General features: G+C 41.7%; 12 protein-coding genes and 1 pseudogene. 6 read left to right on the top strand and 7 right to left on the bottom strand.

Going from position 1 to position 13,906, the window contains the following annotated elements; translation table 11 throughout:
• Nucleotides 1–616 precede the first annotated feature (616 nt).
• Entirely contained in the window at nt 617–1,480 is an 864-nt protein-coding gene (locus ACN6OV_RS13600) for a LysR family transcriptional regulator (protein WP_427953812.1), read from the top strand.
• Between the two features lie 216 nt (nt 1,481–1,696).
• Here ACN6OV_RS13600 and ACN6OV_RS13595 read toward each other — a convergent pair whose 3' ends face one another.
• The 3 genes from ACN6OV_RS13595 to ACN6OV_RS13585 form a co-directional block, all read right to left on the bottom strand.
• The gene (locus ACN6OV_RS13595; RefSeq protein WP_427953814.1) at nt 1,697–1,942 is read right to left on the bottom strand and encodes a DUF2789 domain-containing protein; all 246 of its coding nucleotides are present in this window, start codon (nt 1,940–1,942) and stop codon (nt 1,697–1,699) included.
• A gap of 90 nt (nt 1,943–2,032) precedes the next feature.
• The gene (locus tag ACN6OV_RS13590) at nt 2,033–2,512 is read right to left on the bottom strand and encodes a DUF2628 domain-containing protein (RefSeq protein WP_427953810.1); all 480 of its coding nucleotides are present in this window, start codon (nt 2,510–2,512) and stop codon (nt 2,033–2,035) included.
• A gap of 89 nt (nt 2,513–2,601) precedes the next feature.
• Complete coding sequence (locus tag ACN6OV_RS13585) at nt 2,602–3,258, bottom strand: HAD family hydrolase (protein ID WP_427953808.1); 657 nt, start codon at nt 3,256–3,258, stop codon at nt 2,602–2,604.
• A 181-nt stretch (nt 3,259–3,439) separates the two neighbouring features.
• Here ACN6OV_RS13585 and ACN6OV_RS13580 point away from each other — a divergent pair, with 181 nt between their 5' ends.
• Complete coding sequence (locus ACN6OV_RS13580; RefSeq protein ID WP_427953806.1) at nt 3,440–3,919, top strand: RNA pyrophosphohydrolase; 480 nt, start codon at nt 3,440–3,442, stop codon at nt 3,917–3,919.
• Between the two features lie 77 nt (nt 3,920–3,996).
• Nucleotides 3,997–6,291 (top strand): phosphoenolpyruvate--protein phosphotransferase, encoded by a 2,295-nt coding sequence (gene ptsP, locus ACN6OV_RS13575; RefSeq protein WP_427953804.1) that lies wholly within the window; start codon nt 3,997–3,999, stop codon nt 6,289–6,291.
• On the opposite strand, the gene ACN6OV_RS13570 is transcribed toward ptsP, so the two are convergent.
• Entirely contained in the window at nt 6,263–6,475 is a 213-nt protein-coding gene (locus tag ACN6OV_RS13570) for a DUF7230 family protein (protein ID WP_427953802.1), read from the bottom strand. The genes ptsP and ACN6OV_RS13570 overlap by 29 nt on opposite strands.
• Before the next feature lie 343 nt (nt 6,476–6,818).
• Between ACN6OV_RS13570 and ACN6OV_RS13565 the strand changes: the two genes are divergently transcribed.
• Complete coding sequence (locus ACN6OV_RS13565) at nt 6,819–7,013, top strand: hypothetical protein (protein WP_427953800.1); 195 nt, start codon at nt 6,819–6,821, stop codon at nt 7,011–7,013.
• Between the two features lie 340 nt (nt 7,014–7,353).
• On the opposite strand, the gene ACN6OV_RS13560 is transcribed toward ACN6OV_RS13565, so the two are convergent.
• Nucleotides 7,354–9,015: an acyl-CoA dehydrogenase family protein gene (locus ACN6OV_RS13560; protein ID WP_427953798.1), complete on the bottom strand. Its 1,662-nt coding sequence runs from the start codon at nt 9,013–9,015 to the stop codon at nt 7,354–7,356.
• Nucleotides 9,016–9,095: 80 nt separating this feature from the next.
• Here ACN6OV_RS13560 and ACN6OV_RS13555 point away from each other — a divergent pair.
• Nucleotides 9,096–9,324: pseudogene (locus tag ACN6OV_RS13555) on the top strand (TetR/AcrR family transcriptional regulator); the annotation flags it as partial.
• A gap of 575 nt (nt 9,325–9,899) precedes the next feature.
• Nucleotides 9,900–11,420: a catalase gene (locus ACN6OV_RS13550; RefSeq protein ID WP_427953796.1), complete on the top strand. Its 1,521-nt coding sequence runs from the start codon at nt 9,900–9,902 to the stop codon at nt 11,418–11,420.
• A gap of 83 nt (nt 11,421–11,503) precedes the next feature.
• Here the strand turns inward: ACN6OV_RS13550 and ACN6OV_RS13545 are convergent, their stop codons facing one another.
• Together ACN6OV_RS13545 and ACN6OV_RS13540 are read right to left on the bottom strand one after the other, a co-directional pair.
• The gene (locus ACN6OV_RS13545; protein ID WP_427953794.1) at nt 11,504–12,559 is read right to left on the bottom strand and encodes an MBL fold metallo-hydrolase; all 1,056 of its coding nucleotides are present in this window, start codon (nt 12,557–12,559) and stop codon (nt 11,504–11,506) included.
• Nucleotides 12,560–12,619: 60 nt separating this feature from the next.
• Nucleotides 12,620–13,561 (bottom strand): cation diffusion facilitator family transporter, encoded by a 942-nt coding sequence (locus tag ACN6OV_RS13540; protein WP_427953792.1) that lies wholly within the window; start codon nt 13,559–13,561, stop codon nt 12,620–12,622.
• Nucleotides 13,562–13,906 lie beyond the last annotated feature (345 nt).

Genomic DNA, 13,906 nt, shown 5'->3' with positions numbered 1-13,906 from the left:
AATCTTGTAGTGGCTTAATTTACTGTTTTTAATCATGATTACAGACCAACATAACTAGTCTGCTAGTCTAGAGCCATGTTTAATATCCATGTGATTCACCCTCTTAGGAAATGCATCAGACTTTGACCCAATTTCCCACTACCAGCCCTATCCATGAATCATGATGAGCAATGATTCAGACCCAATCACTATCGTCCTTTCATTTTTAAATATGACTTATTTTTGATTCATTATCTTTAAAAGTCACGATAGCCGAATGCCTTTTTATGCTCTGCAATCGTACGCTGACGAGCGCAATAAATGACCTTTAAAAGACTTTCTATATGGATATTATGCACATCACTGCTGAGCTATAAATCAGCAACTTTGTAACAGTTAATTTATGTTATTTACCGATTTTGGTGAGTTTGAGCTATGACTTATTCAATCTCCTCAACAGCATCAATCAAAAACATTTAATGGATCTAAAACTCAGATCCTTAAATTGCTGATTTTTTAACTGACTCGATGAAATGAACGCTTAGTTTTAAATCAAAAGATACAACTTTCCCTTTGATTTATTCTTAAAATATTATAACAATGAGGATAAGCATAAAAATTCTTTATAGGAATAGTAATGAATCTTGCAGCCTTTGAAGCCTTTGTAAAAGTTATGGAAACGGGTTCGATCTCTTTGGCAGCAGATCAGCTCTTCATTACTCAACCTGCAGTCACCAAACGTATTCACAGCTTAGAAGAATACTTTGGCGTCAAGTTATTCGAATCTGCGGGACGTGGTGTACAAGCCACGCATGCAGCAAATTCATTACTGCCTAAAGTCAAAAATTGGTTAAATGAATTAGGTGATATCCACCATACCTTGAGCCATGAACAAGGTCAGGTTCAAGGCAAGTTGAAAATTGGGACCAGCCATCATATTGGCTTGCATCATTTGTCACAGCATTTACGCAACTATGTACAGCAATATCCTGATGTAACTTTAGATGTGCATTTTGTTGATTCGGAACAAGCACATGAGCAAGTGTTGGCAGGCGACCTTGAACTGGCGTTTTTAACTCTACCACCTCAAGGCGATAGTCGTTTAAAGTACATCACCATGTGGAATGATCCTCTGGTTTTTGTGGTTGCACCTTTTCATCCTTTGGCACAGATAGAACATCTGACCTTAGAAGATCTGATTCAGTATCCAAGTTTATTACCGGCGGCGCAGACCTATACCAGTCAAATTACCTTAGCTGAATTTGAAAAGCATGGATTAAAGCCTAAAGTGACCATGAGCAATAACTCTTTAGAATCCATTCGTATGCTGGTATCTATTGGGCTCGGTTGGTCAGTATTGCCTAAAACCCTTTTAAATCAAGATTTAAAACAGTTGGCTTTAACCTCCAATATGAATCGTCAATTGGGAATTGTGTGGCATCCAGGCCGTACCCAATCGCGTGCAGCGCAAAAATTAGTGGAATTGATGAAAAATATTTAAATGAATCATTGCTTCTGCAAATGGAAAGGCCACTTTTAAAGCGGCTTTTTTATGTGTAGATTAACTTAAGTGTCTAGCCAAATTCCTAAGCTCACCAGCCCGATTGCAGTTACCAATAACCCGAGTTCGGCCCATTTTACCTATTTATTGTTATAAAAATGGGATCATCGATTACGATAATCCCACGCTATTAAAACTTAAATTTAAACTATATTTTTATTTCGTCACCGAATCTTCATGTAAAGACTCATTCAATTGATCGACGATGATTGCCCATTCGCCATCCGACTTTATTTTTTCTGCCAAGAACTGACGCTGTGCATCGGTCCAATAATCTGCTTCAGTAATTTTGGTATGAGGACTCAACTGATGCGTCACAATAAATAAAGCAATGGCTTCTTCACTCGCATCCAATCCCAATTGTTCAAATAAATGGGTCATACGTGGACGTACGCTCATTATCTTTCTCCTGCCAAATGATTATTAATGCATTAAGAAATTCTTCTCATTAAGGATATAACATGGAACTCGTATGCACTCAATTACAGAATTCTAAAATGGCGAAAATTTAATAAATGGCAGACTGAACATAATGATCACCACAATCTGAATAAACAGCAATAGGATCGGTACACTTAAACTCACTCCACCTGCTTCAGCAAAGACCTCTTCACTATATTTCGGATGTTGTTTATACGTTTTGGCTTTCTGCACGGCAAAATTACTGTATAGGCCTTTGCCTATACAAGCCAAGATGATATTGGGAATAAAAGACAGCCCGATCAAAACCTGCTGAGGGGCTCCAATAATTTCACCAAGCAACCCAATCACACAGCCTATCGCGAAAAATAAAAAAAAGTAGCTGTACATTTTGCGATAGAGCAGCCAATACGGACCAAAAATTAGCCCTGCCCAGCTCCATGTTGCAAATTTTGAATCTTGATTTTGCCCATTTAAAACATCTAAATAGGTTTGCGCACGTGGCCCCATAAATATTTTGATTAAATCGGTTAAAGCACGTTCTGTCTGCATAAAAGAAATTCAATCCATTAAAATTGGCCTAGTGTATAAGAACGCGACTATAAAAAAGCATCCGAAGATGCTTTTATCGAGCTTCAAATTTAAGCGTGAATTGACCAGTCCTGAATATCCCAACCTTGTTCTTCTGCCAAAGCTTCAAGTCGGTCATCTGGATTTACCGCAATCGCATGGTCTGCATATTCCAATAAAAAGCGGTCATTGATCGAATCTGAATAAGCCCAAGACTCTGTCACATCACGACCTTCCAGCCATTGGTTCAAACGTACCAATTTACCTTTTTGATAGCATGCGGTATTAATGACTTTACCAGTATATTTTCCATCAACAACTTCGGCATTGGTAGCAATAATTTCAGTAATCCCAAACTCACGGAAAATTGGTGCGGTAATAAAATCTGAAGTTGCGGTAATCCCTACCAATTCATGTCCTGCATCTTTATGACGTTGGATCGCGGCAAAACCTTCTGGACGCATTTGCGCACGAATGACTTTTTTCATAAATAACTGATGCAATTCTGTTAAATAGTCATTGTCGTGTTGAGTTAGAAATTCAAAAACAAATTCGTTATAGGCAATCGGGTCAAGCTGCCCGGCTTTATAATCTTCATAAAATTTGTCATTGATAGCACGGTGTCGAATAGGGTCAACCAAGCCTTCATTGACCAAAAACTCTCCCCAAGAATGGTCTGAGTCGGTATTTAATAAGGTGTGATCAAGGTCAAACAGTGCCAATTTCATGAAAATACTCGTAAAAGCTGAAATTTAAGAAAAAAATTGTAAATCTATCTCCGCTAGTCGATAGAAATTCGTTAAGATCATAACAATTTTAACATTTTTACACTTTGCTTTTTCGAGATGGACACAGAAATAAACGTCCCCGAGCACAAAGTCATAAATTAGACAATTTTTAGGTAGCCAAATGATCGATTCAGAAGGTTTCCGACCCAACGTCGGGATCATTTTGGCAAACGACATTGGACAAGTTTTATGGGCAAAGCGCATTGGTCACAATGCTTGGCAATTTCCACAAGGTGGTATCCAACATGGAGAAACCCCCGAACAGGCACTTTACCGTGAGCTGAGAGAAGAAGTTGGCTTACTGCCCGAACACGTCCAGGTGATAGCACAAACCCAAGGGTGGTTGCGCTATCGTTTGCCGCATCGGTATATACGCACGGATTCAGACCCAGTATGTATTGGTCAAAAACAAAAGTGGTTTTTATTGAAATTGACAGCTTCAGTACAACATATTCAGCTGGATTTGTCAGACCCGCCCGAGTTTGATCAATGGCAATGGGTCAGCTACTGGTACCCTTTGGGTCAGGTGGTGAATTTCAAACGTGATGTGTATCGTAAAGCCATGGTGGAGCTGTGCAATCAGCTGCCACAAAAACCATAAAAATTTGCAGATTGGATGCAGATTTTTGGTATGAGTGTTGTTATAAATAAAGCAGAATAAATGTAGGAGCAGACCCGATGTCGAACATGCAGCTGGATACCTTAAGACGCATCGTCCAAGAGATTAATGCGTCAGCCAGTTTGCATGAATCTTTAGACATTATGGTCAACCAAGTAGCTGAAGCTATGCACGTAGATGTCTGTTCCATTTATCTGCTGGATGAACGTAATCAGCGCTATTTACTGATGGCGTCTAAAGGTTTGAACCCTGAAGCAGTTGGTCATGTGTCACTACATACCAGTGAAGGTTTGGTCGGTCTGGTTGGTCAACGCGAAGAAATCGTTAACCTCGACAATGCTCCAAAGCATGAACGCTTCTTGTATTTACCCGAAACTGGCGAGGAAATTTATAACTCTTTCCTCGGTGTACCCGTCATGTATCGCCGTAAGGTAATGGGCGTACTTGTCGTTCAAAATAAAGAACCACAAGACTTCAGTGAAGCCGCAGAATCCTTCCTCGTTACCTTATGTGCTCAACTGTCTGGGGTCATCGCCCATGCGCACGCCGTAGGGAATATTGAGGTTTTTCGTAAACCCAGCAGCCTACCGGCTTACAAAACCTTTCAAGGTGTTTCCGGTTCGGGCGGTATTGCGCTCGGCCGTGCCGTCATTCTCTACCCACCAGCAGATCTTGCGTCAGTCCCTGACCGTGAAGCAGATGATATTAGCGAAGAATTGGAACTACTGGATCATGCCATTGATGCAGTCCGTCAAGAAATTCAATCACTTGATGACAAAATGCAAGATGCGCTCATGGCCGAAGAGCGTGCACTCTTTAGTGTGTTCTTACGCATGCTGGATGAAAATGCCTTACCGTCCGAAATTAAAAGTGAAATTCGTGATGGCAACTGGGCACAAGGTGCCGTGCGTATTGTCATCGATAAGCACATTGCCCTGTTTGCGCAAATGGAAGATGACTATTTGCGTGAACGCGTCTCGGATTTAAAGGATTTAGGACGCCGAATTTTGGCCTTCTTACAAGAAGCTGATGCCAGTCACCGTGAAATCACCGATGAAAGTATTTTAATTGGTGATGAAATTTCCACAGCAGCACTGGTCGAGTTACCTGTCGATAAAATTGCAGCGATTGTCACCACGGAAGGTGCCATGAACTCGCATATGGTGATTGTGGCACGTGCGCTCGGTATTCCAACGGTGGTTGGGGTAACTGAACTGCCGATCAATACCCTTGATGATGTGGAAATGATTGTCGATGCGCACCAAGGCCGTATTTTTATCAATCCACCACGTCGTCTGCGTACACGTTATAAGGACATTCAAAAAGAAGAAGAGCAGATTGCCAAGGATTTAAAACAGTACGAAACCAAAGATGCCATTACCCCAGATGGGGTTGTCGTCAAACTGTATGTCAACACAGGCTTGATGATTGATGTGGTGCGTGGTGTACAACGCGGGGCCAAAGGCGTCGGACTGTATCGTTCTGAAATCCCGTTTATGCTGCGTGACCGTTTCCCCGGTGAAGAAGAACAACGTGCCATTTATCGTCAGCAACTCAGTCACTTTGCCAACAAACCAGTAGTGATGCGTACCCTCGATATTGGTGCAGACAAAGACCTGCCATATTTCTCGATTGAAGAAGAAAACTCAGCATTAGGTTGGCGTGGGATTCGCTTTACCCTCGATCATCCGGAAATTTTTTCTTCACAAATCCGCGCCATGCTCAAAGCCAGTATTGGCTTGAACAACCTGCATATTTTACTGCCGATGGTCACCAGTGTCAGTGAAGTCGAAGAGGCTCTGTATTTGCTCGACCGTGACTGGCAAGCGGTGCAGGAAGAAGAACAAGTTAAAATCACCAAACCGAAAATCGGCATTATGGTCGAAGTACCTAGTGTACTGCTGCAAATTGAAGAATTTTCTGAACTGGTGGACTTCTTCTCGGTCGGTTCTAACGATTTAACCCAATATTTATTGGCGGTGGATCGTAACAATCCACGCGTGGCCAACGTCTATTCACATTCACATCCTGCGGTGCTTCGTGCCCTCACCCGCTTGGTGCAAGAATGTCATAAATATGAAAAGCCAATTAGTATTTGCGGTGAAATGGCCGGTGACCCCCTCACGGCAATTTTACTGATGGCAATGGGCTTTAATACCCTATCAATGAGTTCGAGTAATATTCTCAAAGTACGAAAGGCGATTTGTCATGTGCCGATGCCCGATGCAAAAGAGTTGCTAGAACGTGCTTTAAGTATGAATAATCCGCTGATGGTGAAAAGTATGATGGAATATTATTTTAAAACTCACGGTCTAGGTGATATGGTTAAATCAGCGACACGCATTGTGAGTTAACAGAAAAACAACCCAAATAAAAAGGGAGATAATCATTTGAGTATCTCCCTTTTTTGTGCTTGCTGTAGCCACGTTTTGCGTCTTTCTTTCGATCTACAAAAGTCTGGCTTTTATTAAAATCGTTCATGTGTTTTGCCACAAAGTTGCGAACTTCAACTTCTGGCAGGGCTTTTTTCTTCGCCATTGCTCGACTCACTTTTCACTTTAGACATCTGATTGATGTAGTGCCTATATTGGGCTATTTCGCATAAATTACAAGCAAATTAAATGCGAGTTTGAGATAAAAAAGTTATTTTTCGATCTTTCAATTTTGCCGACATAAATTTCCCTCTAAACATTAATCAAACAATATAAAAATAAAGATTGGGATAACAAACGCTTACTCATCAAAAACTTATTTTTTACAAAAAAATTCATAAAAACACGAAATTATTAAATATTTTCAATAATTTAAATTTGCTTTAATTTAAAAACACATATACATTGTATATACATTTTTAATCATCGCCTTTGGGGATAGATACGTTATGGCTGAATTACCCAAAAAGACCAAGGCGAATAAAAAAGATGGTCAACTCTTGATTCGCATTAACAGTGCTGAGCGGGATGAATTTGTACAACTCTGTGAAACGTTAGACACCAGTGCAGCACGTGAATTAAGAAAATTTATCCGTAGTTTTATCAAAAAACATCAGCCAACGGATACTCAAACGAAGGAGTAACATGATGTCAAAGCAAGTTAAATCTTTAAAGAAAAAAATCAAAGCGCGTTTGGATAAGATTTCAAAACACGAAAGTAAATTGAAAAAACTCCAAAAAAAGCTGAAAAAACAAAAGTAATTTCGATTACACCGTCCAAGCTTGAGCTTTAATTCAAGCCGCTTTGAAAAAGAAGGTCAGCCAACAGATGCTGGCCTTCTTTGATTTTAGAGATTAAAACTTAGCGATCTCTACTGTTCCTTTTCTTTTTAGGAAAACGTGAAAGAGGTTAAGCTCAATCCAATACACCCTCTTCTTAATTAAAAGTTAGGACGATAATTACTGCTTCGTAAAGGGAAAGGTCTAGTCTGAAGCCAATGCCCTCTCCAATAAGCACTCCACATCCACCTGCTGGGCTGCAAGTATCCCCACCACACGGCCATGAAATGAACTGTAACGCGTTTGAATAAACGCAGCTGCCACAAATTCAGGTGCATAACGCTTTAATAAAACGGCTTGTGCCAAAATTGTTAAACGGCCGACCAAGCTACGCCCCATAAACTGCAATTCTTCGGGCGGTTGCTGAAACAACGTAAATAAACTTTGCAGTTCCTGTTTCAAAGTGTCATCGCCCAGTGCGGTCGAGGCCAAATCTTTAAAAAATAGCTCTATCGATTCAGGATCACGCGCAATCGCACGTAAGACATCCAGACACATGACATTTCCTGAACCTTCCCAAATGGTATTCACCGGCGCTTCTTTAAAAATACGCGCCATGATGCCGTTATCGACATAGCCATTGCCGCCAAAGACTTCCATGGTTTCGCCGCTTAATTCCACCGCGCGCTTGCATATCCAGAATTTTGAAGCTGGCGTCATAATGCGTTTCCACGCCACAGACAGTGCATCATCCTGTTGATAGCACTGCGCCAAATGAAAACTGAGCTGAGTGGCGGCTTCACTTTCCAAAGCAAGATCTACCAACACAGCTTGCATTAATGGCTGTTGCGCCAAATGTTTGCCAAAAGCTTTGCGCTGACGGGTATAGGCTATGCATTGCACCAAGGCTTGACGCAGCATCGCGCTTGATCCCACCGAACAAGTCAAACGGGTGTAATTTGCCATTTCAATAATGGTCGGAATGCCGCGCCCCGCCTCGCCAATCATCATGCCCCACGCGTCTTTAAATTCAACTTCGGAGCTGGAGTTGCTGCGGTTGCCAACTTTGTCTTTAAGACGCTGGATCTGAATATTGTTCTTGCTACCATCTTCTAGCCAGCGCGGGACAAAAAAACAGGCCAAGCCATCTTGTTCAGTTTTCGCCACCACCAAATGCGCATCACACATCGGCGCAGAAAAAAACCATTTATGTCCTGTCAGTAAATAAGCTTTGCCACGGCCAGATTCTGCCACTGGAATCGCCAACGTTTCATTGGCGCGCACATCGGAACCGCCCTGCTTTTCGGTCATGCCCATACCAAGCCAAATTGATTTTTTCTGCGCAATCGGCACATCACGTTCATCATATTCGCTAGAAAGCAGCTTATTGCCGATTTTGCTCCACAGTTCAGGTTCACGCTGAATCAGCGGAATGCTGCCCAATGTCATGGAGTTTGGACACAAATTTCCACATTCAACCTGCCCCGCCAGATAAAAACGCGCGGCCCAATCGACCCATTTTACAGGTGATTTAGCATGATTAAAGGGATAAGCATGACTATCAAATTGGCGGTTTAAGCTCATCCATTTGTGCCAAGCCGGATGAAATTCGATAAAGTCTTTACGGCGACCGCGTGCATCAAAGGCATGTAAAATCGGTGTATGCTGATTGGCAAGCTCGGCATATTCATAATATTCCGTCGAACCTGCCACTTGCCCCATCGCAGACAGCTCGGCCTGATCCTGACTGCCGCAGCGCGCTAGAATTTCTTTCAGTACCATGTCGGTTTCAAACAAGTTGTAATCTTGTTTTTCATCAAACTGATTGCTGATTTCATGTGTTTGCCAATGCTGTGCTATGTTCATCCTAAACGCTCATCTTGTTGTTTTATTCAATTGTATTCAGTATAGAAGAAAATGGGAGCATAGATGTTCGGATTATTTTTATGGCTTTGCCAGCGATTCATGTACGGCGTAAACCCCGTCACTCAAGAAGCGCTGATGGAAAGTTTTGTTCGGCTTTTGCATGCGCATCCTGCGAATAAAATCATAATTCGGGAAATCACTGACTTGGCCGGGGTCAGTTTAGGCACTTTTTATGACTATTTTTCCAAGAAGGAAGATCTGATTGCACTGACCATTTTCATGCAGGTCAAACAGCATGCCGAACAGATGTAAAGTTATACGCAATCGCAGATTGAGTTATCCACAGATATGGATTTTTTAATCTAAAAGCAAATTAATTTTTTATAGCACTCACAATTTGACTGCCTAATTTTATTACGATGAAGCACTAAGATAACTCAAATTTAGGCTTGTTGTTTAAAATTCACAATAAAATAAGTCTTTCGTGTTCAGAACAGGATCAATTGAGAAAAATTCAGAATATTTTATTTGATACCGTCTTAAATTATTAAAAGATAATACAAATAAATATTTAAAATTCAACTACTTGATTTATCGAATAAACCATTTAATCAAAACTATAATTCCATTTGTCAAAAAAAATATAAAGCATTAAAGTCATTAGGGTAATATAAGTTTTTGGGCTTTTATCGACTTCAATTTTATTATTTCTCTGGCTTCATTTGGCCTGAAAAATTTTCATTCAGAGAAAAACTGCGGTCACATTGTTACTTTAAAATGATTTAACAAAACGGTTAATGTCATGTGGAGTTAAGCGTGTTATTTCTCTAGAAATTACAGCTCGCAACTATTCTAATACATGACCATAATAATGGAGAAACACAATGAGCGACGACGCTAAAAAATGTCCTGTGACCCACCTAACAACTGATGCTGGTGCTCCGGTTGTAGACAATCAAAATAGTATGACGGCAGGTGCACGTGGTCCACTCCTTGCACAAGATTTATGGTTAAACGAAAAACTCGGGAACTTTGTTCGTGAAGTGATTCCTGAGCGCCGTATGCACGCTAAAGGTTCGGGTGCATTTGGTACCTTTACAGTAACCCATGATATTACCCAATACACACGCGCTAAGATTTTCTCTGAAGTCGGTAAAAAAACGGACATGTTTGCGCGTTTTTCAACGGTGGCGGGTGAACGCGGTGCTGCCGATGCAGAACGTGATATTCGTGGTTTTGCCCTCAAATTCTACACTGAAGAAGGAAATTGGGACTTAGTCGGTAATAACACACCTGTATTCTTCCTGCGAGATGCACGTAAATTCCCCGACTTAAACAAAGCAGTAAAACGCGATCCGAAAACTAATAAACGTAGCGCGACCAACAATTGGGATTTTTGGACTCTGCTTCCTGAAGCACTTCATCAAGTCACGATCGTTATGTCTGATCGTGGTATTCCCGATGGTTACCGTCACATGCATGGCTTTGGTAGTCATACCTTCAGTTTTATCAATGCCAACAATGAACGTTTTTGGGTAAAATTCCACATGCGTACCCAACAAGGCATTAAAAACTTAACCGATGCTGAAGCTGGAACCTTGATAGCGAAAGACCGTGAAAGTTCTCAAACGGACTTATTTGATGCCATTGAACGCGGCGATTTCCCGAAATGGAAAATGTACGTTCAGATCATGCCTGAACTTGAAGCTGAAAAAGTGCCTTATCATCCATTTGACCTCACCAAAGTTTGGCCAAAAGGTGACTATCCACTGATTGAAGTTGGTGAGTTTGAATTAAACCGTAACCCAGAAAACTACTTCCAAGATGTAGAACAAGCGGCATTTGCGCCAAGCAATCTGGTTCCGGGTATCAGTTTCTCACCTGACCGTATGCTGCAAGCACGCTTATTCAACTATGCCGATGCTGCACGTTACCGTGTGGGTGTAAACCATTATCAAATTCCAGTGAATGCACCACGTTGCCCTGTTCACTCCAACCGTCGTGATGGTCAAGGCCGTATGGATGGCAACTATGGTGCAACACCGCACTATGAACCAAACAGTTTTAGCCAATGGCAGGAACAGCCTCAATACAAAGAACCATCACTGAAAATTAATGGTGATGCTGATCTTTGGGATTACCGTGAAGACGACAGCGATTACTTCAGCCAACCACGTGCATTGTTCAATTTAATGAACGATGAACAGAAACAGGCATTGTTTAACAACACTGCTGCGGCCATGGGTGATGCACTCGACTTCATCAAACACCGTCACATCCGTAACTGTTACTCTTGTGACCCTGCTTATGGTGAAGGCGTAGCAAAAGCATTGAGCATGACGGTTGCTGATGCACAAGCTGCTCGTGCAACTGACCCAGCTCAAGGCAATCCCGGCCTACTTTAAGTCTTAAACTGAATCCATAAAAAACCACCTTTTGAGGTGGTTTTTTATTGGTTCGAATACCTTAATTTTAACTTCACGTAAGACTAAACAATCAATTTTTTGCCTTCATGCAGGGTTAAAAATGGATTCATCAGCTTAGAGGTTTTACGCATGGCTTGATGTAAGTCCTGCTCCGGTTGCTCTCGCGCTTCATCCGTTAACTGGAAAGTACGGTAATGCATGGCCAAAGAACATTTTGACTGCAAATCTTTATGTGCTTGAAAAGCTTCTTCAGGATTCATATGCAGAAATTTCATTAAACGGCGTGGCTCATAAGCCCCTATTGGCAATAAAGCCACACGCGGTGCGCCTAAGCGTGTATAAATTTGTTTGAAATGTGCGGCATAACCGGTATCGCCTGCAAAGAAGAAATGTCCTGTGCGATGCACAATAGAGAAACCACCCCACAGTGCATGGTTTTGGTCACGCCAGCCCCGCCCAGACCCATGCTGTGCAGGAGTATAAACAATGCGTAAATCTTCAAACAGTTCTGACTGCCACCAATCCATTTCAATCACATTGAGATGTTCTGGCAAATAGTAAGCATTGCCCAGCCCTGTATAAATTGGCATGGCAAACTGTTCATGCAGCCATCTTAAGGTGGCTAAATCCATATGGTCATAATGGTTATGACTGAGCAAAACCCCATGAATCGTTGGCAACTCTTCTAGCGCAATGCCTGCGGGACATGCACGACGTGGCCCAGAACCTTGACGTGGTCCTGCATATTCAGCCCAAACAGGGTCAGTTAAAAAATTATAGGGACCGATTTGAATCAATACTGTCGCATGCCCAATAAACCAGACCAACCAATCATCCATGTCTGCCAAAGGACGGTTTTGCGGAATACTGCGTGATGCGGCAAAAAACTGTTGATATTCGCGTTCACGATCGACTTTCCAAGTATCACTTTTACGCGTCATGATCCACGTCAACATATCCTTTCGGGTAAAAGGCTGTGGATTTGGGATGGTATTAAAAAACTTTTCCCCATTAAAATGGTCTGTTGCCAGATAATCAAAGACAGGCTTGGTCCACGTATGTTTCATACAGCTTTCGGTTGTCAGCTGAAACTGAGCTTGTTGCGTTTTTTGATTCATGTGTATATTAAATTCATTCATTAATCTGACAAACTTTGCAAAGTGTTGAGCTTTACAGACCTAGTGTTCAAGACGACCCTTCATACGTTCTAGCCAGACCCGTTTAGACTGCGGTTTGACAAAGAGTGCCACAATTTCAGGATGAAGCTGTTTAATTTTTGCTTCAATTCTGTTGACGCAAGCCTCTATTTCATCTGAAGTTAAATGATCTTTAAACTCCAAACTCAGCGATGCAATCACCTGATGCGCTCCCATCTGCTCGGTTAATACACCGTTGGCAGAATGTACCGCGGAATCCTCTTGTGCGATAGTTAATACATTATGCCTCAACTGCGGGTCTGCGGTTTCTCCCATGAGTAGTCCTTTGGTCTCACGTGCCAAAAGCACCGCGGAGATGGCTAAAACTAGTCCAATAAAAACCGAAGCCAATCCATCCAAAACTGGCATATTTAAAGCATGCGAAAGGTAAATACCGATGAAGGCAATCAATAGACCGATCAATGCTGCTGTGTCTTCAAATAATACCGTAAATGTGGTCGGATCTTTACTCTGACGAAAGGTCTCAAAATAGCCCTGCTTACCTTTAATTTTTCGGAAAGCTTTTAGCGCAACAAACCACGACGTTCCCTCACATAAAATCGCAACCCCTAGCACGATATAGTTAATCATTGGATTTTGCATTTCCTCTGGATATCGAATATGCAAGATTCCCTGATAAATCGATACAACAGCGCCCAAAGCAAAGACCATCAACGAGACAATAAAAGCCCAAAAATACAATTCACGCCCATAACCAAACGGATGGCGATAATTCGCAGGTTGCTGCGATTTTTTCATCCCGTACAACAATAATATTTCGTTTAGCGTATCGACCACCGAATGAATCGCCTCACTCAGCATAGCTGAGCTGTTCGTGATATAGGCGGCAACAAACTTGACCAGAGCAATTGCAAGATTACCGGCCAGTGCTGCATACACCACGATTTTATTGGTCTCAGACATTTAAATTTGCCCTAAATTTATTGTTCTCGCCTAGATCTATTTGATTTTATGACGCATTCCATAGTACTCAAACTGCGTGTCGCTGTTGTTTGTTATTTTGTTGCTTTTACACCAAGCGATGAATGTTTCAGCAAGCGAATTTCAAACAACTGATGTGAATGTTCCATGTGAAACCATTCACGCCTCGCTCTGCATTTTCTAGCATAAAAAAAGGAAGACGATGCCACTGCTGTCCCACAATTTTCATAAGAAGAGCCTCAATTGAGGCTCTTCTTGTTTTCGCCATTTTTTATCGGGCATAAAGAGTGATCTTAATAGCTTCCTTTCAAATAAATTGACCTGAAT

Origin of the sequence: Acinetobacter sp. (assembly GCF_050285345.1) — a bacterium.
Taxonomy (GTDB): domain Bacteria; phylum Pseudomonadota; class Gammaproteobacteria; order Pseudomonadales; family Moraxellaceae; genus Acinetobacter.
This window is presented reverse-complemented; position numbering and strand designations above follow the sequence as displayed.

Bases quoted from the DNA above. Each gene is read 5' to 3' on its own strand.
- ACN6OV_RS13585 (WP_427953808.1), bottom strand. From the start codon at position 3,258: ATGAAATTGGCACTGTTTGACCTTGATCACACCTTATTAAATACCGAC.
- ACN6OV_RS13565 (WP_427953800.1), top strand. From the start codon at position 6,819: ATGGCTGAATTACCCAAAAAGACCAAGGCGAATAAAAAAGATGGTCAA.
- ACN6OV_RS13550 (WP_427953796.1), top strand. From the start codon at position 9,900: ATGAGCGACGACGCTAAAAAATGTCCTGTGACCCACCTAACAACTGAT.
- ACN6OV_RS13540 (WP_427953792.1), bottom strand. From the start codon at position 13,561: ATGTCTGAGACCAATAAAATCGTGGTGTATGCAGCACTGGCCGGTAAT.
- ACN6OV_RS13570 (WP_427953802.1), bottom strand. From the start codon at position 6,475: ATGGCGAAGAAAAAAGCCCTGCCAGAAGTTGAAGTTCGCAACTTTGTG.
- ACN6OV_RS13545 (WP_427953794.1), bottom strand. From the start codon at position 12,559: ATGAATCAAAAAACGCAACAAGCTCAGTTTCAGCTGACAACCGAAAGC.
- ACN6OV_RS13560 (WP_427953798.1), bottom strand. From the start codon at position 9,015: ATGAACATAGCACAGCATTGGCAAACACATGAAATCAGCAATCAGTTT.
- ACN6OV_RS13590 (WP_427953810.1), bottom strand. From the start codon at position 2,512: ATGCAGACAGAACGTGCTTTAACCGATTTAATCAAAATATTTATGGGG.
- ptsP (WP_427953804.1), top strand. From the start codon at position 3,997: ATGTCGAACATGCAGCTGGATACCTTAAGACGCATCGTCCAAGAGATT.
- ACN6OV_RS13580 (WP_427953806.1), top strand. From the start codon at position 3,440: ATGATCGATTCAGAAGGTTTCCGACCCAACGTCGGGATCATTTTGGCA.
- ACN6OV_RS13600 (WP_427953812.1), top strand. From the start codon at position 617: ATGAATCTTGCAGCCTTTGAAGCCTTTGTAAAAGTTATGGAAACGGGT.